Source organism: Halomonas stenophila, assembly GCF_014192275.1.
Classification (GTDB): domain Bacteria; phylum Pseudomonadota; class Gammaproteobacteria; order Pseudomonadales; family Halomonadaceae; genus Halomonas; species Halomonas stenophila.
On the sequence record NZ_JACHXR010000001.1, the window covers coordinates 112260 to 135545 of the forward strand.

19 protein-coding genes and 2 tRNA genes are annotated in these 23286 nt (G+C 67.1%); 16 read left to right on the forward strand and 5 right to left on the reverse strand.

Going from position 1 to position 23286, the window contains the following annotated elements:
* The first annotated feature begins 41 nt into the window (after positions 1-41).
* From FHR97_RS00515 to FHR97_RS00525, 3 genes are all read left to right on the forward strand, one after another.
* Positions 42-1268 carry an efflux RND transporter periplasmic adaptor subunit gene (locus FHR97_RS00515; RefSeq protein WP_183381824.1) on the forward strand — a complete coding sequence of 409 codons (1227 nt, stop codon included), beginning with the start codon at positions 42-44 and terminating at the stop codon, positions 1266-1268.
* Complete coding sequence (locus FHR97_RS00520) at positions 1265-4447, forward strand: efflux RND transporter permease subunit (RefSeq protein ID WP_183381825.1); 3183 nt, start codon at positions 1265-1267, stop codon at positions 4445-4447. The genes FHR97_RS00515 and FHR97_RS00520 overlap by 4 nt, the downstream gene beginning before the upstream one ends.
* Positions 4448-4593: 146 nt before the next feature.
* On the forward strand, positions 4594-5289 hold the full coding sequence (locus tag FHR97_RS00525) for a hypothetical protein (protein WP_183381826.1): 696 nt from the start codon (positions 4594-4596) through the stop codon (positions 5287-5289).
* Positions 5290-5357: 68 nt separating this feature from the next.
* On the opposite strand, the gene FHR97_RS00530 is transcribed toward FHR97_RS00525, so the two are convergent.
* Positions 5358-5984 carry a TetR family transcriptional regulator gene (locus tag FHR97_RS00530; protein ID WP_183381827.1) on the reverse strand — a complete coding sequence of 209 codons (627 nt, stop codon included), beginning with the start codon at positions 5982-5984 and terminating at the stop codon, positions 5358-5360.
* A 178-nt stretch (positions 5985-6162) separates the two neighbouring features.
* Here FHR97_RS00530 and FHR97_RS00535 point away from each other — a divergent pair, with 178 nt between their 5' ends.
* Together FHR97_RS00535 and FHR97_RS00540 are read left to right on the forward strand one after the other, a co-directional pair.
* The gene (locus FHR97_RS00535) at positions 6163-7194 is read left to right on the forward strand and encodes a succinylglutamate desuccinylase/aspartoacylase family protein (RefSeq protein ID WP_183381828.1); all 1032 of its coding nucleotides are present in this window, start codon (positions 6163-6165) and stop codon (positions 7192-7194) included.
* 88 nt (positions 7195-7282) lie between these two features.
* The gene (locus tag FHR97_RS00540) at positions 7283-8485 is read left to right on the forward strand and encodes an aminotransferase-like domain-containing protein (RefSeq protein ID WP_183381829.1); all 1203 of its coding nucleotides are present in this window, start codon (positions 7283-7285) and stop codon (positions 8483-8485) included.
* Between the two features lie 16 nt (positions 8486-8501).
* Here FHR97_RS00540 and dusA read toward each other — a convergent pair whose 3' ends face one another.
* A complete protein-coding gene (dusA, locus tag FHR97_RS00545; RefSeq protein ID WP_183381830.1) occupies positions 8502-9494 on the reverse strand; it encodes a tRNA dihydrouridine(20/20a) synthase DusA in 993 nt (330 codons plus the stop codon).
* A gap of 169 nt (positions 9495-9663) precedes the next feature.
* Between dusA and FHR97_RS00550 the strand changes: the two genes are divergently transcribed.
* From FHR97_RS00550 to FHR97_RS00560, 3 genes are all read left to right on the forward strand, one after another.
* Positions 9664-9900 carry a hypothetical protein gene (locus FHR97_RS00550; RefSeq protein ID WP_183381831.1) on the forward strand — a complete coding sequence of 79 codons (237 nt, stop codon included), beginning with the start codon at positions 9664-9666 and terminating at the stop codon, positions 9898-9900.
* 91 nt (positions 9901-9991) lie between these two features.
* On the forward strand, positions 9992-10312 hold the full coding sequence (locus FHR97_RS00555) for a TraR/DksA family transcriptional regulator (RefSeq protein ID WP_183381832.1): 321 nt from the start codon (positions 9992-9994) through the stop codon (positions 10310-10312).
* 60 nt (positions 10313-10372) lie between these two features.
* A complete protein-coding gene (locus tag FHR97_RS00560; protein WP_183381833.1) occupies positions 10373-10969 on the forward strand; it encodes a hypothetical protein in 597 nt (198 codons plus the stop codon).
* 14 nt (positions 10970-10983) lie between these two features.
* Here FHR97_RS00560 and FHR97_RS00565 read toward each other — a convergent pair whose 3' ends face one another.
* The gene (locus FHR97_RS00565; RefSeq protein WP_183381834.1) at positions 10984-11571 is read right to left on the reverse strand and encodes a helix-turn-helix domain-containing protein; all 588 of its coding nucleotides are present in this window, start codon (positions 11569-11571) and stop codon (positions 10984-10986) included.
* A 424-nt stretch (positions 11572-11995) separates the two neighbouring features.
* Between FHR97_RS00565 and gltX the strand changes: the two genes are divergently transcribed.
* The 3 genes from gltX to FHR97_RS00580 all read left to right on the forward strand — a co-directional run bounded on the left by gltX (position 11996) and on the right by FHR97_RS00580 (position 13850).
* Positions 11996-13474 (forward strand): glutamate--tRNA ligase, encoded by a 1479-nt coding sequence (gene gltX / locus FHR97_RS00570; RefSeq protein WP_183381835.1) that lies wholly within the window; start codon positions 11996-11998, stop codon positions 13472-13474.
* A 202-nt stretch (positions 13475-13676) separates the two neighbouring features.
* Positions 13677-13752, forward strand: a tRNA-Ala gene (locus FHR97_RS00575).
* 22 nt (positions 13753-13774) lie between these two features.
* Positions 13775-13850: transfer RNA gene (locus tag FHR97_RS00580), tRNA-Glu, on the forward strand.
* 420 nt (positions 13851-14270) lie between these two features.
* Here FHR97_RS00580 and FHR97_RS00585 read toward each other — a convergent pair.
* Positions 14271-15161: an NAD(P)-dependent oxidoreductase gene (locus FHR97_RS00585; RefSeq protein WP_183381836.1), complete on the reverse strand. Its 891-nt coding sequence runs from the start codon at positions 15159-15161 to the stop codon at positions 14271-14273.
* Positions 15162-15246: 85 nt separating this feature from the next.
* Positions 15247-16533 carry a citrate synthase gene (gene gltA, locus FHR97_RS00590; RefSeq protein WP_183381837.1) on the reverse strand — a complete coding sequence of 429 codons (1287 nt, stop codon included), beginning with the start codon at positions 16531-16533 and terminating at the stop codon, positions 15247-15249.
* Between the two features lie 456 nt (positions 16534-16989).
* Here gltA and sdhC point away from each other — a divergent pair, with 456 nt between their 5' ends.
* The 5 genes from sdhC (at position 16990) to FHR97_RS00615 (ending at position 23258) form a co-directional block, all read left to right on the forward strand.
* On the forward strand, positions 16990-17367 hold the full coding sequence (sdhC, locus tag FHR97_RS00595; RefSeq protein ID WP_183381838.1) for a succinate dehydrogenase, cytochrome b556 subunit: 378 nt from the start codon (positions 16990-16992) through the stop codon (positions 17365-17367).
* A complete protein-coding gene (gene sdhD / locus FHR97_RS00600; RefSeq protein ID WP_183381839.1) occupies positions 17361-17708 on the forward strand; it encodes a succinate dehydrogenase, hydrophobic membrane anchor protein in 348 nt (115 codons plus the stop codon). Before sdhC ends, sdhD begins: the two co-directional genes overlap by 7 nt.
* A gap of 3 nt (positions 17709-17711) precedes the next feature.
* Positions 17712-19484, forward strand: a complete 1773-nt coding sequence (gene sdhA, locus FHR97_RS00605; RefSeq protein ID WP_183381840.1) for a succinate dehydrogenase flavoprotein subunit — start codon at positions 17712-17714, stop codon at positions 19482-19484.
* A gap of 11 nt (positions 19485-19495) precedes the next feature.
* Positions 19496-20206, forward strand: coding sequence for a succinate dehydrogenase iron-sulfur subunit (locus FHR97_RS00610; protein WP_183381841.1), 711 nt, complete (start codon positions 19496-19498; stop codon positions 20204-20206).
* 217 nt (positions 20207-20423) lie between these two features.
* Entirely contained in the window at positions 20424-23258 is a 2835-nt protein-coding gene (locus FHR97_RS00615; protein WP_183381842.1) for a 2-oxoglutarate dehydrogenase E1 component, read from the forward strand.
* The last annotated feature ends 28 nt before the right edge of the window (positions 23259-23286 follow it).

Consider the following 23286-nt stretch of genomic DNA (forward strand, 5'->3'; position numbering starts at 1 on the left):
GTCTCTGTCGACTCTTGACGCGCTCAACGGGATAGCAAGGCATGAAAACGATCATCCAGAGGAGCCGGGCCAGCCTGCTGGCGCTGGCCTCGAGCCTGATGCTGGCAGCCTGTGGCCAGGAAGAGGTCCCGCCACAACAGGCCGGCGGAGGGGACGCCCCGCCCCGGCCCATGCAGGTGATGGAGATGGCGCGCCAGGACATCCCCCTGGACAAGTCCTATCCCGCCAAGCTGCGCAGCGAGAACGAGGTGACCCTGGTGGCCCGCGTGGATGGCTTCCTGGAAGCCAGGCACTTCGAGCCGGGGGAGTTGGTGGAGAAGGGCGACAGCCTGTACTCCATCGAGCCGGACCTCTACGAGTCCGTCGTGGCCCAGCGCGAGGCCGACCTGGAGAGCGCCGAGGCCGAGCTGCTGCGGGCCCAGCGCGATGCCAACCGCTTCCGGCAGCTGCTCAGCCAGAACTCGGTGAGCCGTCAGCAGTACGACCAGGCCCTGGCGGACCAGAACGTGGCGCGGGCCGCGGTGGCCCAGGCCGAGGCGGCCCTGGCCAATGCTCGGATCGATCTCGGCTATGCCGACGTCACCGCCCCGGTGACCGGCATGATCGGCCTGAGCCGGGTGAATGTGGGCAATCTGGTGACCGCGGGCACCGAGCTCGCCACCATCACGCCCCTGGATCCGCTGGAGGTGCGCTTCCAGCTGCCCCAGGAGGACGCCTTCGCGCTGCGCCGCCAGCTGAATGACCAGGCGATCAGCGATATCGGTGCCCATCTGGAGCTGCCCGCCGGCGACGGCGGCACCCTGAGGGGGCACCTGGACTTCCTGGGCTCGCGGGTCGACGAGGCCACCAGCACCGTCCAGGCCAAGGCGACCTTCGCCAACCCCGAGGCGCGGGTGCTGCCCGGCCAGTTCGTGCGGGTGCAACTCGAGGGCGTGAAGCGCTTCAACGTCATGGCGGTGCCCGAGATCGCCCTGACCCAGGGGCTGATGGGGCCCCAGGTCTTCGTGCTCGACGAGGACGACAAGGCCAGGGCCCGCACCGTGCAGCTCGGCGAGGTCGCCGGCCCCTGGCAGCTCTTGCGCGATGGCCTCGAGAGCGGTGAACGAGTCGTGGTGAGCGACCCCGCGGGCCTGCAGCCCGGCACGCCCATCGCCGCACAGGCCTTCGACGGCGATGCGGAGGCCCTGATGGCCCAGCAGACCGCTGCCGGCCCGGAGCCGGCAGGCGCCTCCGCGGCCGCCTCGGCCGAAGGGGACGGCAGGCAATGAACGTCTCCAACTTCTTCATCAAGCGGCCGATCTTCGCCTCGGTACTGGCCATCATCCTGACGCTGATCGGGCTGATGAGCATGCGGGTGCTGCCCATCGAGCAATACCCGAGCGTGGTGCCGCCCACGGTCTCGGTCAACGCCACCTTCCCGGGGGCCGACGCCGAGACCGTGGCCCAGACCGTGGCCGCGCCCCTGGCCGAGGCCATCAACGGCGTCGAGGACATGCTCTACATGACCTCCACCAGCGCCGACAATGGCTCGATGCAGCTGCAGGTGGCCTTCAACATCGGCACCGACGGCGACATCAACACCATCAACGTCAACAACCGGGTACAGGGGGCGCTGTCCCAGCTGCCCGAGGCGGTGCAGGACCAGGGCGTGACCGTGGAGCTGCGCTCCAGCTCGATCCTGATGCTGGTCTCGCTGATCTCCCCCGAGGGCGACTACGACCGCACCTACCTGCAGAACTATGCGACCCTCAATGTCCTGGACGAGCTGCGCCAGGTCCCCGGAGTCGGCGATGCCGAGGTGCTGGGGGGTGGCGAGTTCGCCATGCGGGTGTGGATGGACCCGGACAAGCTGGCCCAGTACGACCTGACCCCCGCCGAAGTCGCCTCGGCGATCCGTGCCCAGAACACCGAGGTGCCGGCGGGCAACCTGGCGGCCACGCCCCAGTCGGACCCGCGTGCCTTCACCTACACCATCACCGCCGGGGGGCGGCTGTCGAGCACCGACGACTTCCGCGAGATCTTCCTGCGTACCAACCCCGACGGCTCGGCGCTGCGCCTGGGCGATGTGGCGAGCATCGAGCTGGGGGCGTCGTTCTACGGGGTCGAGGCGCGGCTGAACGGCGGCACCATGGCGCCGATCATCATCAACCAGCAGCCCGGGGCGAACGCCCTGGAGACCGCCGGGGCGGTCGAGGCCGCCATGGACGAGCTGGCCGGCCGCTTCCCGCCGGGGCTCGAGTACGTGGTGCCCTATGACACCACCCAGTTCATTGATGCCTCGGTGGAGACGGTGCTGCATACCTTCATCGAGGCCTTCCTGATCGTCGGCGTCATCCTGTTCATCTTCCTGCAGAACTGGCGCTTCACGGTGATCGCCATGTCGGTGGTGCCGGTCTCGGTGCTGGCGACCTTCGCCGGCTTCTTCGCCTTCGGCTTCACCATCAACCTGCTGACGCTGTTCGCCCTGGTGCTGTCCATCGGCATCGTGGTCGACGATGCCATCCTGGTGGTGGAGAACGTCGAGCGGGTGCTCGGCGAGGACGAGGAGGTCACCGTCCGCCAGGCGACCGTGCAGGCCATGCGCGAGGTGGGCGGGCCGGTCATCGCCACCTCGCTGATCATGGCGGCGGTGTTCGTGCCGGTGGCCTTCCTGGGCGGCTTCACCGGGCAGATCTACCAGCAGTTCGCGCTGACCATCGCCCTCTCGGTGGCCTTCTCGGCACTGATGGCGCTGACCTTCACCCCGGCGCTCTCGGCGATCTTCATCAAGCGCAAGTGGCACCAGACGACCACGGCCTTCGGCCGTGCGGTGGGGACCCCGCTGCGGCTCTTCGACCGCCTGTTCGCGGGCATCACCGCGGTCTACATGTGGATCGTGAAGGCGCTCGTGCGCTTCTGGGGGCTGGCGCTGCTGCTCACCGCCCTGGTGGGCGGCGGTTCCTGGTGGCTCTACCAGAGCACGCCGTCGACCCTGGTGCCGGAGACCGATCAGGGCATCGTGCTGGCCGCGGTGCAGCTGCCGGATTCCGCCTCCCTGGCGCGGACCCGGGACTACATGGGGCGGCTCAGCGCGGCCATCGAGGAGATCCCCGGGGTCAAGTACTCCTCGGCGGTCGCCGGCTACGACATCCTGTCGAGCTCGGTGAACACGGCCCGGGGCATCATCTTCGTCAACATGGACCCCTGGGAGGAGCGGACCCTGACCGCCAGCGGCCTGGTCGGTCGCATCATGCAACTCGGCGCCCGGCTCGAGGGTGGCTCGGCCATGGCCTTCAACATGCCGCCGATCATGGGGCTGTCGACCACCGGCGGCTTCACCGGTTACCTGCAGTCCTTCGAGGGCGCCACGCCCCAGGAGCTGTACCAGGCCTCGCTGAAGGTGATGCAGGCGGCCGGCCAGCATCCCGCGCTGAAGCAGGTGTTCACCACCTTCAACGTCAACGTGCCGTCCTTCCGCGCCGAGATCGACCGGCAGAAGGCGCTCAGCTACGGCGTGGCGCTGGAGGACCTGAATGCCACGCTGTCGAGTACCTTCGGCAACGGCTTCGTCAACTACTTCAACTACCAGAGCCGCAACTTCCAGGTCTACCTGCAGAACGAGGACGAGTTCCGCAGGACGCCGGACGACGTGTCCAGCATCTACGTGCGTGGCGGCAATGGCGAGCGCATCCCGCTCTCCGAGTTCGTGACCCTGGAACGCCAGGCGGCGCCGGCGGTGGTCACGCGCTTCGGTGTCTACACCGGGGCCCAGTTCCAGGGCGGCCCCGCCCCGGGCTACAGCTCGGGGCAGGCGATCGCCGCCATGGAGGACATCGTCGCGGAGCAGCTCGGCGACGGCTGGGGCATGGGCTGGACCGGCACCGCCTACCAGGAGAGTCAGGCGGGCAGTGCGGCGACCCTGGCCATCGTCTTCGGCCTGCTGATGGTGTTCCTGATCCTGGCGGCGCAGTACGAGAGCTGGTCGTTGCCGCTGGCGGTGCTGACCGCCACGCCCTTCGCCTTCCTGGGCGGGGTCGGCGGCATCTTCCTGCGCGGCCTCGATACCAGCGTCTACGTGCAGATCGGCATGCTGGTGGTGGTCGGCCTGGCGGCCAAGAACGCCATCCTGATCGTCGAGTTCGCCGAGCTGCAGCGTCGCGAGATGGGCAGGTCGATCCGCGAGGCCGCGGTGACGGCGGCGGAGCTGCGCTTCCGGCCGATCGTCATGACCTCCCTGGCGTTCATCTTCGGCACCCTGCCGCTGGCACTGGCCACCGGGGCGAGCGACACCAGCAGCCACCATATCGGGACCACGGTGGCGGTGGGCATGGCCTCGGTGGCGGTGCTCGGCAGCCTCTTCGTGCCGACCTTCTATGCCATGATCGCCGCGGTATCGGACTGGCTGCGGCGCAAGACTCGCCCGGTCGACCGGGAGGGCGAGACGGCGCTGGCCCACGATGCGCCCTGACCCTGCGGCAGCGGTCGGCGGGCACCGTCTCCCGGGGGGCGGTGCCCGCCGCCGTTTGGGGCGTCGCGGCCGCCGGGACGGCGGCCCCGTCTATGCTGTGGGTCAGGAGCACGTTGCCGACTCACCCGCTGGCCGGAGGCGCCGCCATGAATACCCTTATCGATCTCGCCACGAGCTTTCCGCTGGTCGTCTTCACGGGGCTGCTGGTGCTGCTGGCCGTCTACTGGCTACTGGTGCTGCTGCGCCTGGCCCCGACCGAGCTCTTCGAGCACGACAGCCTCAAGGAGGAGCACCTGGCCAGCACCATGGTCTCGCTGGGCTTCGCCGGGGTGCCCGTGTCGCTGGCGCTGAGCGTGCTGATCGTCCTGGCGGGCGGGCTGACCCTGGTCGTCGAACTGGCGGTGCTGCGCTGGCTGCCCCTGGGCCTGTTCCGGATCCCGCTGGGGGTGCTGGTCCTGTGGGGCGCCTTCGCCCTGGCCTCGCCCCTGGCGGCCGGGCTATGCCAGCGACTGCATCCTCGACTGCACCGTGCGCCCGAGCGCCTGCCGCGGTGCCTGCTCGGCGAACGGGTGCGCGTCACTGCCGAGGCCGGCGCCGATGGGCGCGTCACGGCCGTGCTGGACGAGGATGACCGTCATGAGGTGGTATTGCTGGGCAAGCCGGGCCACCTGCCCAGGCCGGGCGAGCGATACGTGCTGGTCAAGTACCTGCCGGAAGCCGACGGCTATCGTGCGGTGCCGGAGCGGGACTTCCTGGACGCCCATACGCGGCTGATGCGCCTGCACATGCGCAAGCGCCACCGTCGCCCCGGAGGACGCAACGGCTCGGCGTCCTCCGCTTAGGAGCCTGTCGGACCCGACGCTGATCTGCAGCGATCGGTCAAGTCCGACAGGCTCCCGGGGTGACCCACCTAGGCGGGCGGGGGATGGCGGCTCAGCAGGGCCAGCTGGGCATCGACCAGGACCATGCCATGCTCGCGCAGGGAGAAGGCCTGGGTGTCGCGCAGCCAGTCATGGAACAGGCCGCTGAGCAGCGTCTGCAGCAGGCGGGTGGCGAGTGCCGGGGCGATGTCCGCCCGAAGCAGGCCCTGGGCGTGGGCCGCGTCGAAGTAGTCCCCCAGTGCCGCCAGGCACTCGTCGGCCATCTCGCTCTGCATGGCGCCGGGGTCGATGTCGCTGAAGAATTCGCAGCGGTGCACGAGGATGGCATGCACGCGGCGGTGACGGGGCTGCTCCAGGCGCAGGAAACCCTGCTGGCAGCCCAGCCGGATGGCCTGGAGGGGCGAGGCGGCGGCGGCCGGGTCCTCGGCCTCGTCGACCAGCTCCTGGAAGGGCATGCGGACCCGGTCCATCATCGCCCGGAACAGGTCGGCCTTGTTGCGGAAGTGCCAGTAGACGGCGCCCCGGGTCAGTCCGGCGTGGCGGGCGATCTGCTCCAGGGAAGTGCGGGCCACGCCTTTCTCGAAGAACACCTCCTCGGCGGCATCCAGCAGTGCCGCCCGGGTGGCCTCGGCTTCGGCCTTGGTACGTCTGGCCATGGGGATTTCGCCTCCGGGAGAAAGTCGTCTCATTCTACCGGAGCCGCCGGCTGTTTTACATTCGTTCGTGTATGCCAATCGCCGCTTCGGGGCTCGTCATTTGCCGGTGCCGGGCGTATAACGGGACATGAGAAAACACTGTTTTTGACATACTGTTGTTGCCATACAAGGATGGCCCATGTCCCGTGCCCCCTTCGAACTCGCCGGCGTCCGGGTGGCGCCGGGATCCCGCAGCCAGATCGACGTGCCCGTGGCGCGTCTCTATACCCATGCCCCCCTGTACATCCCGGTGGAGGTGGTGCATGGGCGCCAGCCCGGACCGGTGATGCTGGTGTGTGGCGGCATCCATGGCGACGAGATCAATGGCGTGGAGATCGTGCGACGCCTGCTGCGCTCCCGCCAGATCCAGCGCCTGCGCGGGACCCTGATCGGGGTGCCCATCGTCAACGTCTTCGGCTTCGTGCAGCACAGTCGCTACCTGCCGGATCGCCGTGACCTCAATCGCTGCTTTCCCGGCAGCGAGGCCGGCTCCCTGGGGGGGCGGGTGGCGGCCCTGTTCCGTCAGCAGATCGTCGACCACGCGACTCACATCATCGACCTGCATACCGGCGCCATCCATCGCACCAACCTGCCCCAGATCCGGGCCCAGCTCACCCCCGATGGCGAGACCGAGCGCATGGCCAATGCCTTCGGTGCGCCGGTCATTCTCAACGCCGACCTGCGCGAGGGGAGCCTGCGGCACTATGCCCAGACCCGGGGCACCCCGGTGCTGACTTACGAGGCCGGCGAGGCGCTGCGCTTCGACGAGTGGGCGATCGCCCCCGGGGTGCGGGGCGTGTTGCGGGTGATGCGCCGGCTGGGCATGCTCAGCGGCGAGCAGCGGCGACGCTCCCCGCCGGCGGCGGAGGTCGCCAATGGCTCGAGCTGGGCGCGGGCTCCCATCGACGGCATCCTCAGGCCCCGGGTACGGCTCGGCGCACGGGTGGCCAAGGGGGAGTTGCTGGGGCGGGTCGCCGACCCCTTCGGCAACGCCGAGGGGGAGGTGCGCTCCATTGCCGACGGCATCGTCATCGGCATGGGGCGACTGCCGCTGGTCAACGAGGGCGAGGCGCTCTTCCACATCGCCCGCTTCGATGCCATCGAGGAGGCGGAGAGTGCCGTGGAGACCTTCCAGTCCAGCCTGGAACCGCCCCCGGATGCGCTCTATTGACGGCATGCGGGGAGGCACGCAGCACTGCGTGGAGTGGCCAGGCGTTCTATGATGAGAAGTTCGCCATCCACCAGACGAGAGATCTCCCATGCAGTGGTCGTTTTCCCGGCGCGCCCAGGCGCTGACCAGTTCCGCCATCCGTGAAATCCTGAAAGTGACCGAACAGCCGGACGTGATCTCGTTCGCCGGCGGCCTGCCGTCGGCGGCCACGTTTCCGGTGGAGGCGATGCGGGCGGCGACCCGCAAGGTGCTGGCGGAGCGGGCGGAGAGCGCGCTGCAGTACGGGCCGAGCGAAGGCCTGGGCCCGTTGCGCGAATGGATCGCGGCGCAGCACTCCTCCGACGGCAGCGAGGTGCGGCCCTCCCAGGTACTGTTGACCACCGGCTCCCAGCAAGCGCTGGATCTCATCGCCAAGGCGTTGATTGATCCCGGCAGTCGCGTGCTGGTGGAGACGCCGACCTATCTCGGCGCGCTGCAGGCCTTCTCGCTGTTCGAGCCGGACTACGTGTCGGTCGCCAGCGATGAGCACGGGCTGCTGCCCGAGGCGCTGACCCCCGAGGTCATCGAGGGCGCGCGCTTCCTGTACGCGCTGCCCAACTTCCAGAACCCGACCGGCCGCCGGCTGCCGCTCTCGCGGCGCGAGGCGCTGGCGACGCTCGCTCGCGAGCAGGGCCTCCCGATCGTCGAGGACGACCCCTACGGCGATCTCGACTACCAGGGCGAACGGCTGGCCAGCCTGCGCTCGCTGGCGCCGCAGCAGGTGATCCACCTGGGGTCTTTCTCCAAGGTGTTGGCACCGGGGCTGCGACTGGGCTACGTCATCGCCGACGAACCCCTGATCGCCAAGCTGGTGCAGGTCAAGCAGGCCGCCGACCTGCATACGCCCAGCTTCACCCAGCAGGTGGTTCACGAGATCGTCAGCCAGGGGTTTCTGAACGAGCACATTCCGGGCATTCGCGCGCTCTACGCCGAGCGCTGTGGGGCCATGCTCGCGGCATTGGAACGCCACATGCCGCGCGGCGTGCACTGGAACCGGCCCGAAGGGGGCATGTTCATCTGGGTGACGCTGCCCGAGGCGCTGGACAGCACCTCGCTGCTGGGCGAGGCGATCCGCGAGCGGGTGGCCTTCGTGCCGGGCGCGCCGTTCTATGCCACGGCGCCCCGTGCCAATACGCTGCGCCTCTCGTTCGTCACCGTCGCGCCGGCGCGGATCGAGGAGGGCGTCGAGCGCCTCGGGAGGCTCATCGCCACGCACCTGGAAGGCACCGCGGCGCACCGTCCCGTGCTCTGAGGCCTCGGGGGCGGCGTCAGGCGGGCGCCGCCTCCTGCTCGGCGACCAGGCCCAGGGCGTCGTCGAAGACGGCCAGCCCCGCGCCCTCGCGGTGGGCGTGTTCCGAGAGATGACGGCGGAACTTGCGCCCGCCGGGGCAGCCCTGGAAGAGCCCGAGCAGGTGACGGGTGAGATGATTGAGCCGCGCGCCTTCCTCGAGGCGGCTGGCGATATAGGGACGCAGGGCCTCGGCCGCGGCATGGCGGCTCGCCGCCGGGCCCGGTTCACCATAGAGACGCCGGTCGACGCCGGCCAGCAGCCAGGGGTTCTGGTAGGCCTCGCGGCCGACCATCACGCTGTCGACCTGGCTCAGCTGTTCCCGGCAGTCGTCGAGGGTCTTGAGCCCCCCGTTGATGCCGATATGCAGCTCGGGGTGCTGGGCCTTGAGCCGGTGGACCCGGGGATAGTTCAGCGGCGGGACGTCGCGATTCTCCTTGGGAGACAGGCCTTCCAGCCAGGCCTTGCGGGCATGCACGATGAACACCTCGCAGCCGGCCTCGGCGACGGTGTCGATGAAGCGGGCCAGGTCGGCGTCCTCGTCCTGATCGTCGATGCCGATGCGACACTTCACGGTGACCGGGATCGACACCGCCGCGCGCATGGCCTCGACGGCCGCGGCCACCTTGCCGGGGTGCGCCATCAGGCAGGCGCCGATCAGGTTGTTCTGCACCCGGTCGCTGGGGCAGCCGACATTGAGGTTCACCTCGTCGTAGCCCCATTCCTCGGCGATGGCCGCGCACTCGGCGAGCTCGCCGGCGTCGCTGCCGCCGAGCTGCAGCGCCAGCGGGTGCTCCACCGGGCCGTGGCCGAGGAAGCGCACGCGCGGGCTGCCGTGAAGGATGGCGCCGGTGGTCACCATCTCGGTGTACAGCAGGGCGCGCCGGGTCAGGGTCCGGGCGAAGGCGCGATAGTCGCGGGTCGTCCAGTCCATCATCGGCGCGACGGAGAAGGTGCGGTCGAGATCGGTCATCGGGCATCACGGGCAAGGGGCCAGGGAGAGCGTATTCTACCAGTCGCGACGCAGGTTGCGAGGGGGCGGCGGGTGCCGACGCCGACACGACCGGCCCCTTCGCCCGACATATCCCCCATACTGCACCCATCGGCGAGGCGTTTCGCCTTGCCGCCGCGAGGAGCGAGGCATGCATGACGATCTCACCACCTCCCAGCAGGATCTGCTGGCCCGCGTGCTCCAGCACGGGGGCGTGCTGTCGGCGCCCTTCGGGCATGTCGGGGAGGACAGCCAGTTGCCCGGGATGCTGAAGGATATCGATCGCCTGGAAGCTCAGGGGCTGCTAAGGGTGCTGCGGGAGGCCCGGGGGGCGCCGGAGCGCCTCGAGCTCACCGAGGCCGGCTATGCCAGCCTGGGCATGACCTGATCGGCGAGCGCTGCCGCGTCAGCGCCTATGCTAGGAGAAGCGGCGGCGAACGGCCCGTCGCCTCGAAGCATGTTCAGGCAGGAGACACGGCATGAGCGATCGGCAGCAACAGCTGGAACGGCTGCGTGACGAACTCAAGGAGCGGCTGGAGCGCTATCGGGCGCACCGGCAGCGTGCAGGCGGTCCGGTGGACAAGGACATGGAGGATCAGCCCCTGCAGACGCGGGACGACGAGGTGGTGGCCTCCCTCGAGGCCGAGGCCGAGGAAGAACTCAGCCAGGTACGACACGCCCTGGCCCGCATCCGCGAGGGCCAGGGGGATATCTGCGAGCGCTGTGGCGAGGTCATCGACGCCGGACGCCTGGGGGCCGTGCCCTATGCCACCCTGTGCCGCGACTGCAGCACGGCCTGATCGGAGCAGGCGGCACTCGATGTTAGGCTGGCGATGGAGCCATGGTCACGGAGGGCGTGCATGAAGGCATGGAGATGGTGTGGCGTGGTCGGTGTGCTGCTCTTGCTGGTCGGCTGCGGCGGCAGCGAGGATGCCGATTCCGCGTCCGATGACACGGAGCGGCTCGGCGGTGTGGCCCAGCCTCAGACACAGGCACAACCGACGGCGCCATCATCACCCGAGGTCGCCCCCCTCGACGAGGCCGTGGCGGTCGACGTCTCGGCGCGACTGCGCAGTGACCGCCGCCTGCTGGTCGAGGGCACCACCAACCTGCCGGATGCCACTCGCCTGCAGGTCCTGGTGGAGCGCGAGGCGAGCGGCGTGCGCTGGCAGGAACGCACCGAGGTCGAGGGTGGCCGCTTCGCCGCGGGCCCGTTCGGCCCCGGCAGCGGCCTGCCGGATGGTGGCTATCGCATTACGGTCAACATGCCGGCCGTGAGCGTCCAGGTCCCCGAGGTCCGGGCACGTCTCGGTGAGGAGGGGGAGCACCTGAGCGGTCCGCTGGTGCAGGAGTCTCGCCATGGACTGGGGCGGGTGATCAGTGCCAGCGAGCGATTCCTGGTCGGCAGCCAGCCGAGGCGGACCACCGACCAGGTGGAGGTGCAGTCACTGGAGTGAGGAGGCGAGGCCGCTCAGAGGGGCTCGTGACGCCACAGGGCCACGAGTTTGGCGATCAGGCGGCAATCGGGCGTGTAGGGACGGGCCTCGGCGTCATCCTGGCCCTGGAACATCAACTCCCCGGTGGGCCCCTGATGGACCCGGCGGATCTCCAGGCGGCGGCCTTCCTCGACGAGATACAGGCCCGGCTGGCGGAAGATGTCGGTGGGTGCGACGGCCGCCAGGTCACCCTGGCACAGGAAGTCGAAGGTCTCGCCCGGGGCCGGCGTCACCAGGTGACAGTCACCGTCCCAGCGCTGGCCCGGCGTCAGCTCCATCGGCAGCTCGATGCCCTTGGAGTTGCTGGCCTGCCAGGGCTCGGGCAGCTCGTGGCGCAGGTAGAGGGGGGCGGGACGCGATGTGCCGCCGTCCAGTAGCGCCGAGAGCGGACAGTTCAGGGCATGGGCCAGGGCCACCAGCCGCTCGTGGCCGATCTGCTTGATGGCCCCGGACTCCCAGTAGGAGATGGTCACGTCCGAGACGCCGACTCGGCGAGCCAGGGCGGCCTTGTTGAGCTTGGCCTCCAGCCTGAGCTGCTTGATCCGTGGGCCGAGTGTATCCATGACGCATACCTGTCAGTGTTTGGAAAGGAAGCATGGTCCGTGATCGTCCATGGCTGTGCAATAGTGCGGATCAACGATCGATCATCCCGTGTTGCTGTCGTCACCAGGAAATCGGCTCGTCGTTCCCGTCGCGAAAATCGCCGCTGCCTGCCGGTGTCTGCCGCCCCAGGCCCCCCGGCCGGCGCAGTTCCACCGCGGCGGTCTTCATCAGTACCGGTCGGAGGCACCGCTCACCAGGGCCGAGAAGCCGTCGGGAAGCGGGGGCAGCATGGTCGCTCCGTGGGTCGTCGAGATGGCCAGGAGTGGACCGCCGAGCTCGGAAATGATTCCACGGCCACGGCTGCCGGCCATGGGCGAGGTGCGTATAATGCGGCCATCCGCCCTGGCCTCAGGGCCTCATTCCCACCATTGGACCAAGGACGACATGACCGTACGTACTCGTATCGCGCCGTCTCCCACCGGTGACCCCCATGTGGGCACTGCCTATATTGCCCTGTTCAACCTGTGTTTCGCGCGCCAGCACGGCGGGCAGTTCATCCTGCGGATCGAGGACACCGACCGGGTGCGTTCCACCGAGGAATCGGAGCAGATGATCCTCGACTCGCTGCGCTGGCTGGGGCTGGAATGGGACGAGGGGCCCGATGTCGGCGGCCCGCACGGCCCGTACCGCCAGAGCGAGCGCGGCGATATCTATGGCGAGTATGCCAGACAGCTGATCGAGGCCGGCCATGCCTTCCGCTGCTATCGGACCAGCGACGAGCTCGACGAGCTGCGCGAGGAGCGCAAGGCCGCCGGGCTGCACCTGGCGCTCAAGCCCGCCGACCTGGCCCTGCCCGCCGAGGAACAGGCCCGCCGGGAGCGCGAGGGCTGGCCCCACGTGGTGCGGATGTGGGTGCCGGCCAGCGGGACCTGCGTGGTCGAGGACATGCTGCGGGGCGTCATCGAGGTGGACTGGGCCCAGGTCGATGCCCAGATCCTGCTCAAGTCCGACGGCATGCCGACCTACCACCTGGCCAACGTGGTCGATGACCACCTGATGGGGATCACCCATGTGCTGCGCGGCGAGGAGTGGATCAACTCCGCCCCCAAGCACCAGCTGCTCTACGAGTACTTCGGCTGGAAGATGCCGGTGCTCTGCCATATGCCGCTGCTGCGCAACCCGGACAAGTCCAAGCTCTCCAAGCGCAAGAACCCGACCTCCATCAACTACTACCGGCGCATGGGCTTCCTCCCCCAGGCGGTGACCAACTACCTGGGTCGCATGGGCTGGTCGATGCCCGACGAGCGCGAGAAGTTCACTCTCGACGAGATGATGAGCCATTTCGACATCCAGCGGGTGTCCCTGGGCGGGCCGGTCTTCGATCTGCAGAAGCTGACCTGGCTGAATGGCCTCTACATCCGCGAGGACCTCGACGACGAGGCCTTCCTCAAGGCCCTGCGCGACTGGGCCTTCAACGAGGACTACGTCCGCCGGATCCTGCCCCAGGTGCGCCCGCGGGTGGAGACCCTGTCCGATGTCATGCCGCTGGCCGGACACTTCTTCTCGGGGCTGCCGGCGATCGAGGAGGGCGACTTCGACGCGGTCAAGCTGGGCCGCGAGGAGCTGGTCAAGCTGCTGCAGTTCCTGGTGTGGCGCTTCGAGGTGGTCCCGGCCTGGCACAAGGAGAGCCTGCTTGCGGAGGTGAAGGCGCTCGCCGCCCATTTCGAGCTGAAGATGAAGGACTTCCTCGCCCCGGTCTTCATCGCCGTCACCGGCTCGCCTTCCAGCACCTCGGTGATGGACGCCATGGCCATCCTCGGCTCCGACATGACTCGGGCCCGTCTGCGCCACGCCATCGCGGTGCTCGGCGGCGTGTCCAAGAAGCAGGCCAAGCGCTTCGAGAAAGAGTACCGCGAACTCTAATGTAATAGGAAAACGCAGAAGTTCCGTCGCGAGCGACGATAGGCTGGTCGCCGCCGGAGCACAGCGCCCGCAGTGTAGCCTGCTACATGAGGAGCGCGAGCACCGCCGGCGGCCAGGATATCGAGCGCAGCAGGAAATTCTCGTTTTCCCGTTGACGAAGGCGAGGGGAATCAGTATTATACGCCTCGTCTTCACGAGATGCGGGGCCTTAGCTCAGCTGGGAGAGCGCGACACTGGCAGTGTCGAGGTCAGCGGTTCGATCCCGCTAGGCTCCACCAGCGTCTCGAGCGAAGACGATGCGTCCCATTCGTCTAGTGGTCCAGGACACCGCCCTTTCACGGCGGGAACAGGGGTTCGAACCCCCTATGGGACGCCACTCCTCCAGATTATCCCCAGGCGCTGAAGGCGTCTTTTTTTGTGTCCGCTTGCTGGGTGTCCTGCCATCCGATGTCGGTCATTTCTCATACTGTCGCATGAGGAAAGTGGTACATTTCCTCTTGACTTGTCCACGAGCCCTGTTCCTGCGGCCGTTTCTGTGAATAATTCACCCGCCAGGCCCCGTGCCAGTGGGCTTCTTGGTTTATTCCTTTAAAATCAACAAATTAGGTTAGGTTAAAAATTGATCAATTTAAGGCGAAGCCGCTGTTCATGGCGATTCGAGGCGCTTGTCTAGGGGTTTTGAACAGGTTTATCCACAGAATGTGTGGAAAACGCTACAGCGAGTGGGGGAGGGCAGGAGAGGCGAGCCGGGCTGCCGGGAGGCGGGAGCGCAGGACCGCGCTCCCGCCCGGGGGTGTCACGCCTTGTCCGGGTCGCGCAGGCGGCGCAGCAGGGAAGAGGTGTCCCAGCGGCCGCCGCCCATCGCCTGGACGTCAGCGTAGAATTGATCCACCAGGGCGGTCACCGGCAGCCGGGCGCCGAGGCGTCGTGCCTGGTCCAGGCAGATTCCCAGATCCTTGCGCATCCAGTCCACCGCGAAGCCGTGCTCGTACTCATCTTCGATCATGGTCCGATGACGGTTGTCCATCTGCCAGGAGCCGGCGGCCCCCTGGCTGATCACCTCCACCACCCGGAGGGGATCGAGCCCCGCCTTGTCGGCGAAGTGCAGGCCCTCGGTCAGGCCCTGGATGAGTCCGCCGATGCAGATCTGGTTGACCATCTTGGTCAGCTGGCCGCTGCCGGCCGGCCCCATCAGGGTCACGGCGCGGCCATAGTGCTCGAGCAGCGGGGCGGCGAGCTCGAAATCGGCCAGCGCGCCGCCGCACATGATGGTCAGCGTTCCCCGTTCCGCGCCCTGCTGGCCGCCGGACACGGGGGCATCGACGAAGCCGATGCCGTGCTCACGGCAGGCGGCGTCGAGCTCGGCGGCCAGCTCGGCGGAGGCGGTGGTGTGGTCCACCAGCAGGCTGCCGGCGGCCATGCCCTGCAGGGCGCCATCGTCGCCCAGGGCCACCTGGCGGACATCGCCGTCGTTGCCCACGCAGACCAGCACCAGGTCGGCGCCGTGCGCGGCCTCGCGTGGGGTGGGGTGGTGGCTGCCGCCATGCTCGGCCACCCAGGCGGCGGCCTTGTCGGCGGTGCGGTTGTAGACCCGGACGTCGAGGCCGGCGCCGGCCAGGTGGCCGGCCATGGGGTAGCCCATGACGCCCAGCCCGATAAAGGCGACGGTGGAGATGTCTTGCGGCATGTTCGGTTTCCTCGCTTGACGATCTTCGAAACGCAGAAGGCCGCCCGGGGGCGGCCTTCTTCAGGGGATGACGCGGGGTGACGGCTCACTCGCCGGGGTAGTCGCGCTGGTCGTAACCCACGTAGAGCTGGCGCGGGCGGCCGATCTTGTAGCTGGCGCTGATCATCTCGTGCCAGTGGGAGATCCAGCCGATGGTCCGGGATACCGCGAAGATCACGGTGAACATGTTGGTCGGGATGCCCATGGCCTTGAGGATGATGCCGGAGTAGAAGTCGACGTTCGGGTACAGCTTGCGCTCGATGAAGTACTCGTCTTCCAGGGCGATCTGCTCCAGGCGCTTGGCGATCTTGAGCTGGGGGTCGTCGGCCATGCCCAGCTCGGCCAGCACCTCGTCGCAGGTCTCCTTCATGACCTTGGCCCGCGGGTCGAAGTTGCGGTAGACGCGGTGACCGAAGCCCATCAGCTTGAAGGGGTCGTCCTTGTCCTTGGCGCGGTCGACAAAGCGCTGGATGTTCTCCTCGGACTCGTCGCCGATCTCGTCGAGCATATTCAGTACCGCCTCGTTGGCACCGCCATGGGCCGGGCCCCAGAGGGCGGCGATGCCGGCACTGATGCAGGCGAAGGGGTTGGCGCCGGTGGAGCCGGCCAGGCGCACCGTGGAGGTGGAGGCGTTCTGCTCGTGGTCGGCATGCAGCATGAAGATGCGGTCCATGGCCTTGGCGTAGACCGGGTTGATCTTGTAGTGCTCGCAGGGGTTGCTGAACATCATGTAGAGGAAGTTCTCTGCATACTGCAGGTCGTTGCGCGGATAGTTGAACGGCTGGCCGACGTTGTACTTGTAGGACATGGCCGCGAGGGTCGGCATCTTGGCAATCAGGCGGATGGCGCTGATCTCGCGGTCTTCCTGCTTGGTGATGTCCAGGTGGTCATGGTAGAAGGCCGCCAGGCCGCCGACCACGCCGCACAGGATGGACATCGGGTGGGCATCACGACGGAAGCCCTTGTAGAAGTTCGCCAGTTGCTCGTGGACCATGGTGTGGCCGCGCACGCGCCCCTCGAAATCCTGGTACTGGGCCTTGTCGGGCAGTTCGCCGAACAGCAGCAGGTAGCTCATCTCGACGAAGTTCGAGTTCTTGGCCAACTGCTCGATGGGGTAGCCGCGGTGCAGCAGCACGCCCTTGCCACCATCGATGTAGGTGATGGCCGACTGGCAGGAGGAGGTCGCCATGAAGCCGGGGTCGTAGGTGAACAGGCCCTGTGCACCGAGGCCGCGCACATCGATGACGTCTGGCCCCACGGTGCCCGAGTAGATCGGCAGCTCGATCGGCTGGTCCAGACCCTCTACCGTCAATGTCGCTTTCCTGTCAGCCATAACTGGCCTCCTCTCGAGTTCATGGTGGCGCGATAAGTCGTGATTTCGCAGAACTTGCCGGCGAAAAGGTTCGCCCACTATAGAAGCGTCTTCGAGATTGTCAATTAGCCCATTGACCCTCCAGCGATGTACGCCTCTCTTCTCGTTGTATAGGTCTTGCATGGAAAATGGTGCTCTGCATCATCTGCAGCCCCGGCCCGACGCGGCTCGCAGCGTCATCGGGACAAGCCGCCTGACGTCGGGATTTCGGGCACGCTTCGGGACCTTCCACCATGGTCGAGTCGGCGGGACGCCATTTGTCATGGGTGGGGCATAACCCTATAATCTTGTCGCGCGACTGGCAGGAAACGACGATCACGACCCCCGCGTCATGATCTTGTCCCTTCCCGAAACCACCGCCCGTGTCGGGCCTCGCCCGAGCGCCCATCCGCGGGCCAAGAGAGTGTGTAGAGAGCCGTGAATAGCAAACGACCCGTAAATCTGGATCTGTCCACGATACAGTTCCCCCTCCCCGCCTTGACGTCGATTGCCCACCGCATCACCGGCGTCATCCTTTTCATCGGCCTGATCTTCGCCTTCTGGGCCCTCGACACATCACTGTCGTCGCCCGCCGGCTTCGCGGCCGTGAACGATGCCCTGGCTCACAACTTCCTGGCCAAGCTGGTCGCCTGGGGCCTGCTGTCGGCGCTGGCGTTTCACTTCGTGGCGGGCATCAAGCACCTGCTGATGGATATCGACATCGGCGTGACCCTAGAGGGGGGTGTCAAGAAGGCACAGATCACCGTCGTGGTGAGCGTGGTCCTGATCATTCTGGCTGGAGTCTGGGTATGGTAACCAACGTCACGAACTTCGGGCGCAGCGGTCTATCCGACTGGCTCGTCCAGCGCGTCTCGGCCATCATCCTGGCCCTCTACACTCTCTTCATCGTCGGCTATCTGCTCCTCAACCCGGGCCTGGATTACGCGGCCTGGAGCGGGCTCTTCGCCCAGACCTGGATGCGCATCTTCTCGCTGCTGGCCTTCGTGTCCCTGTCCGCCCACGCCTGGGTCGGTCTGTGGACCGTGACCACCGACTATCTCAAGCCGACCGGCATCCGTGTCGCCACCCAGACCGTCATCATCCTGGCCATCTTCGTGTTCCTGGTCTGGGGCATCCAAGTTCTGTGGGGAGCCTGATCCATGTCCAACCTGCGTAGCCTGACCTTCGACGCCATCATCATCGGCGGTGGCGGTGCCGGTCTGCGGGCCGCCCTCGAGCTGGCCAAGTCCGGCAAGAAGACCGCCGTGCTCTCCAAGGTCTTCCCGACCCGTTCGCACACCGTGTCCGCCCAGGGCGGCATCACCTGTGCCATCGCCTCCGCCGACCCCGACGACGACTGGCGCTGGCACATGTATGACACCGTCAAGGGGGGCGACTACATCGCCGACCAGGACGCGGCCGAATACATGTGCTCCGAGGGCCCCAAGGCGGTGTTCGAGCTCGAGCACATGGGGCTGCCGTTCTCCCGCTTCGACAACGGCCGCATCTATCAGCGCCCGTTCGGTGGCCAGTCCAAGAACTTCGGTGAGGGCGGTCAGGCGGCCCGTACCTGTGCCGCCGCCGACCGGACCGGCCATGCGCTGCTGCATACGCTCTACCAGAACAACCTGAAGAACAATACCACCTTCCTCAACGAGTGGTACGCCGTCGATTTGGTCAAAAACGCCAACGGCGATGTCGTCGGCTGTATCGCCATGGACATCGAGACCGGGGAAGTGGTTCACGTCAAGTCCAAGGCCACCGTGCTGGCCACCGGCGGCTCCGGCCGGATCTATGCCTCCACCACCAATGCCCTGATCAATACCGGCGACGGCATCGGCATGGCCCTGCGCGCCGGCTTCCCGATGCAGGACATGGAGATGTGGCAGTTCCACCCCACCGGCATCTACGGCGCCGGCACCCTGGTGACCGAGGGCTGCCGCGGCGAGGGCGGCTACCTGGTCAACAAGGACGGCGAGCGCTTCATGGAGCGTTACGCCCCCAACGCCAAGGACCTGGCCGGCCGCGACGTGGTCGCCCGCTCCATGGTCATGGAGATCCTCGAGGGCCGCGGCTGCGGCGAGAAGGGCGATCACGTCTACCTCAAGCTGGATCACCTGGGCGAGGAGGTGCTCGGCAAGCGCCTGCCGGGTATCGTCGAGCTGTCCAAGACCTTCGCCCACGTGGACCCGGCCAAGGAGCCGATCCCGGTGGTGCCGACCTGCCACTACATGATGGGCGGCGTGCCCACCAATGTGCATGGACAGGCGATCATGCAGGACGCCGAGGGCAACGACAGGATCGTGGGCGGCCTGTTCGCCTGCGGCGAGGCGGCCTGTGTCTCGGTCCATGGTGCCAACCGCCTGGGCGGCAACTCGCTGCTCGACCTGGTGGTCTTCGGTCGTGCCGCCGGCATGTTCATCGAGGGCGCCCTCAACGAGGGCATCGAGTACCTCGATGCCAGCGAGTCCGACGTCGAATCGGCCATGCAGCGCATGAATCGCTGGAACGCGTCCGAGAGCGGCGAGACCGTGCCCGAGCTCAAGCGCGAGCTGCAGGACATCATGCAGAATGCCTTCGGCGTCTTCCGTCAGGAGGACAACATGCAGAAGGGCGTCCAGCAGCTGGCCGAACTTCGTGAGCGCATCGACAACGCCTACCTGCCGGACAAGTCTAACACCTTCAACACCGCCAGGGTGGAGGCGCTGGAGCTCGACAACCTGATGGAGGTCGCCGAGGCCACCGCCATCGCCGCCCTGGAGCGCAAGGAGAGCCGTGGCGCCCATTCCCGCTACGACTACCCGGACCGCGACGACGTCAACTGGCTGAAGCATTCGATGTACTTCCCGGCCGAGAAGCGACTGGGACAGCGCGACGTCAACTTCGCGCCCAAGGCCGTCGATATGTTCGAGCCGAAAGTCCGCACTTACTGAGGGGAGTCACGATGTCCAAGCTTCAGGTATCCCTGTACCGCTACAACCCGGAAACGGACTCCGCCCCCTACATGGAGGAGTTCCAGGTCGACACCCAGGGTCGCGACCTGATGGTGCTGGATGTGCTGCATCTGGTGAAGGAACAGGACAACGGCCTGGCCTATCGCCGCAGCTGCCGCGAGGGCGTGTGCGGTTCCGACGGCATGAACATGAACGGCAAGAACGGCCTGGCCTGCATCACGCCGCTGTCCGAGGTGGTCAAGAAGGGCAAGCTCACGCTGCGTCCGCTGCCCGGCCTGCCGGTCATCCGTGACCTGGTGGTCGACATGGGGCTGTTCTACAAGCAGTACGAGCGCATCCAGCCGTACCTGCAGAACGACCAGCCGGCGCCGGCCATCGAGCGCCTGCAGTCACCGGAGGAGCGCGACAAGCTCGACGGTCTCTACGAGTGCATCCTGTGCGCCTGCTGCTCGACCGCTTGCCCGTCGTTCTGGTGGAACCCGGACAAGTTCGTCGGCCCGGCCGGCCTGCTGCAGGCCTACCGTTTCCTGGCGGATTCCCGGGACGAGGCCACCCGCGAGCGCCTGTCCGAACTGGAGGACCCGTTCTCCGTGTTCCGCTGCCGCGGCATCATGAACTGCGTGGCCGTATGCCCGAAGGGGCTCAATCCGACACGGGCGATCGGCAAGATCCGCGAGATGTTGCTGGCGAATGCCACTTAAATCGTGGCCGTCGGCTTGTTATCATACATGTCGGCCCTGAGCTGCGGCATGTGGTCGCAGCCCTGACCCGGTGTGTCGTCGAAGAGCCGGTGCCTTGCGCACCGGCTCTTGACCATCGAATGACAGGTATCCGGCCCCCGGCAGGCCAGCCCCGATGTCGTCATGGGTGAGCCGTGACGACGCCGATACCACCCCATCAGTGCAGGGTGACCGAGAAATGCAACAAGGCATAATGGAGTTGATGTGGCGCTCCTCCCACGTCAGTGGCAGTAATGTCCACTATGTGGAAGCGCTCTACGAGCAGTACCTCGATGATCCCTCTGCCGTTCCCGACGAATGGCGCCAGTACTTCGACCAACTGCCGAGACCCGACGGCAGCGCCACCAGCGACGTTCCGCTTGCCCCGACCCGAGAACAGTTCTATCAGCTAGGCCGTCAGCGCCGCACCGCCCAGGCCGCCGCCGCCACCGAGAGTGACGCGAGCCGCAAGCAGGTCAAGGTGCTGCAGCTGATCAACGCCTACCGCTTCCGCGGGCACCAGAAGGCCAAGATCGACCCCCTCGACCTGCGCAGCCCGATCCCGGTGCCCGACCTGGACCTGTCCTTCCACCAGCTCTCCAAGGCGGATCTGGACACCGAGTTCCAGACCGGCTCCTTCTTCCTCGGCGTGGACAAGGCGCCGCTCAAGGAGATCGTCGAGGCGCTGGAGCAGACCTATTGCCGCAGCATCGGCTGCGAGATCATGCATATCGTCGACACCGAGGAGAAGCGCTGGCTGCAGCAGCGCTTCGAGTCGGTGCGCAGCGCCCCGAAGTTCAGCGACGAGGTGCGCAAGCACGTGCTGGAGCGCTTGACCGCCGCCGAGGGCCTGGAGAGCTACCTGGCCTCCAAGTACCCGGGCACCAAGCGCTTCGGCCTGGAGGGCGGCGAGTCCTTCATCCCCATGATGGACGAGCTGATCCAGCGCGCCGGGGGCTACGGCACCAAGGAAGTGGTGATCGGCATGGCCCACCGCGGGCGTCTCAACGTGCTGGTCAACATCCTCGGCAAGAACCCCTCCGAGCTGATCGACGAGTTCGACGGCAAGAAGGTGGTCGAGCGCGGGTCCGGTGACGTCAAGTACCACCAGGGCTTCAGCTCGAACGTCATGACGCCGGGCGGCGAGGTCCACCTGGCGCTGTCGTTCAACCCCTCCCACCTGGAGATCGTCGCGCCGGTGGTGGAGGGCTCGGTGCGGGCCCGACAGGATCGCCGCAACGACCATGAGGGCGGCAAGGTGCTGCCGATCAACGTGCACGGTGATGCGGCCTTCGCCGGCCAGGGCGTGGTCATGGAGACCTTCCAGATGTCCCAGACCCGCGCCTATCGCACCGGCGGCACGCTGCACATCGTGATCAACAACCAGGTGGGCTTCACCACCTCGCACCCGGAAGACTCGCGCTCCACCGAGTACTGCACCGATATCGCCAAGATGGTCCAGGCGCCGATCTTCCACGTCAACGGCGACGATCCCGATGCCGTGCTGCACGCCACCCAGGTGGCGCTGGACTACCGCCAGCAGTTCAAGAAGGACGTGGTCATCGATCTGGTCTGCTATCGCCGCCGCGGCCACAACGAGGCGGACGAGCCCTCCGGCACCCAGCCGATGATGTACGGCAAGATCAAGGATCACCCGTCCTCGCGGTCCCGCTACATCGAGCGGCTGGTCAAGGAGGGGCTGCTCAGCGACGACGACGCCAAGGCCATGATGGAGAAGTACCGGGACGACCTGGTGGCCGGCAACCACGTCGCCAATGCCCTGGTGCAGAAACCCAACACGGCGTTGTTCGTCAACTGGAAGCCCTACCTGGGCCACGAATGGTCCGGGCACACCGATACCAGCTTCGACCTCAAGCGCCTGCAGCACCTGGCGGCGCGCATGTGCGAGATCCCCGATGGCGTCGCCGTCCAGCGCCAGGTGGCCAAGATCTATGACGATCGCCGCAAGATGCAGGCCGGCGGCATGGCGACCAACTGGGGCTTCGCCGAGACCCTGGCCTACGCCACCCTGCTCGATCAGGGCCATCCGGTCCGCCTGACCGGCCAGGACGTGGGACGCGGCACCTTCTCGCACCGCCATGCGGTGGTGCACAACCAGAAGGACGGCTCCACCTACGTGCCGCTGCAGCACCTGACGGACGGCCAGCCACGCTTCACCATCCACGATTCCTTCCTGTCGGAAGAGGCGGTGCTGGCCTTCGAGTACGGCTACGCGACCACGGCGCCCAACGACCTGGTGATCTGGGAAGCCCAGTTCGGCGACTTCTTCAACGGCGCCCAGGTGGTGGTCGACCAGTTCATCTCCTCCGGCGAGACCAAGTGGGAGCGCCTGTGTGGCCTGACCATGCTGCTGCCTCATGGCTACGAGGGGCAGGGCCCCGAGCATTCCTCGGCGCGCCTCGAGCGCTTCCTGCAGCTGTGCGCCGAGCACAACATGCAGGTCTGCGTGCCGACCACCCCGGCCCAGATCTTCCATCTGCTGCGCCGCCAGGTGATCCGCAAGCTGAGAAAGCCGCTGGTGGTGATGTCGCCCAAGAGCCTGCTGCGCCACAAGGAGGCCACCTCCAGCCTCGACGAGCTGGCCAACGGCACCTTCCAGATGGTGCTGCCCGATCAGGGGGAGCGTGAGGCGAAGCCGATCGAGCGCATCATCCTGTGTGCCGGCAAGGTCTACTACGACCTGGCCAACTGGCGCGAGGAGAACGCCCGGGACGACGTGGCCATCCTGCGCCTGGAGCAGCTCTACCCCTTCCCCGAGGAGGAGCTGTTCGAGGCGATCCAGGACTACACCAACGTCACCGAGGTGGTGTGGTGCCAGGAGGAACCGCTCAACCAGGGCGCCTGGTACCCCAGCCAGCACCACATGCGCAGCGTGGCCGAACGCCTCAAGGTGGGCCTGGGCGGCAAGCTCAAGTTCGCCGGCCGTCCGGCCTCGGCGGCACCCGCGGCGGGCTACATGTCCGTGCATACCGAACAGCAGCGCCAGCTGGTGGAAGACGCCTTCAACCTCTAAGGCAGCCCACCGGGACGAGAGAGAACAC

What these genes read in the sequence shown, in the direction of transcription:
- FHR97_RS00515 (WP_183381824.1), top strand. Translation starts at nt 42, where the DNA reads ATGAAAACGATCATCCAGAGGAGCCGGGCCAGCCTGCTGGCGCTGGCC.
- FHR97_RS00520 (WP_183381825.1), top strand. Translation starts at nt 1,265, where the DNA reads ATGAACGTCTCCAACTTCTTCATCAAGCGGCCGATCTTCGCCTCGGTA.
- FHR97_RS00525 (WP_183381826.1), top strand. Translation starts at nt 4,594, where the DNA reads ATGAATACCCTTATCGATCTCGCCACGAGCTTTCCGCTGGTCGTCTTC.
- FHR97_RS00530 (WP_183381827.1), bottom strand. Translation starts at nt 5,984, where the DNA reads ATGGCCAGACGTACCAAGGCCGAAGCCGAGGCCACCCGGGCGGCACTG.
- FHR97_RS00535 (WP_183381828.1), top strand. Translation starts at nt 6,163, where the DNA reads ATGTCCCGTGCCCCCTTCGAACTCGCCGGCGTCCGGGTGGCGCCGGGA.
- FHR97_RS00540 (WP_183381829.1), top strand. Translation starts at nt 7,283, where the DNA reads ATGCAGTGGTCGTTTTCCCGGCGCGCCCAGGCGCTGACCAGTTCCGCC.
- dusA (WP_183381830.1), bottom strand. Translation starts at nt 9,494, where the DNA reads ATGACCGATCTCGACCGCACCTTCTCCGTCGCGCCGATGATGGACTGG.
- FHR97_RS00550 (WP_183381831.1), top strand. Translation starts at nt 9,664, where the DNA reads ATGCATGACGATCTCACCACCTCCCAGCAGGATCTGCTGGCCCGCGTG.
- FHR97_RS00555 (WP_183381832.1), top strand. Translation starts at nt 9,992, where the DNA reads ATGAGCGATCGGCAGCAACAGCTGGAACGGCTGCGTGACGAACTCAAG.
- FHR97_RS00560 (WP_183381833.1), top strand. Translation starts at nt 10,373, where the DNA reads ATGAAGGCATGGAGATGGTGTGGCGTGGTCGGTGTGCTGCTCTTGCTG.
- FHR97_RS00565 (WP_183381834.1), bottom strand. Translation starts at nt 11,571, where the DNA reads ATGGATACACTCGGCCCACGGATCAAGCAGCTCAGGCTGGAGGCCAAG.
- gltX (WP_183381835.1), top strand. Translation starts at nt 11,996, where the DNA reads ATGACCGTACGTACTCGTATCGCGCCGTCTCCCACCGGTGACCCCCAT.
- FHR97_RS00585 (WP_183381836.1), bottom strand. Translation starts at nt 15,161, where the DNA reads ATGCCGCAAGACATCTCCACCGTCGCCTTTATCGGGCTGGGCGTCATG.
- gltA (WP_183381837.1), bottom strand. Translation starts at nt 16,533, where the DNA reads ATGGCTGACAGGAAAGCGACATTGACGGTAGAGGGTCTGGACCAGCCG.
- sdhD (WP_183381839.1), top strand. Translation starts at nt 17,361, where the DNA reads ATGGTAACCAACGTCACGAACTTCGGGCGCAGCGGTCTATCCGACTGG.
- sdhA (WP_183381840.1), top strand. Translation starts at nt 17,712, where the DNA reads ATGTCCAACCTGCGTAGCCTGACCTTCGACGCCATCATCATCGGCGGT.
- FHR97_RS00610 (WP_183381841.1), top strand. Translation starts at nt 19,496, where the DNA reads ATGTCCAAGCTTCAGGTATCCCTGTACCGCTACAACCCGGAAACGGAC.
- FHR97_RS00615 (WP_183381842.1), top strand. Translation starts at nt 20,424, where the DNA reads ATGCAACAAGGCATAATGGAGTTGATGTGGCGCTCCTCCCACGTCAGT.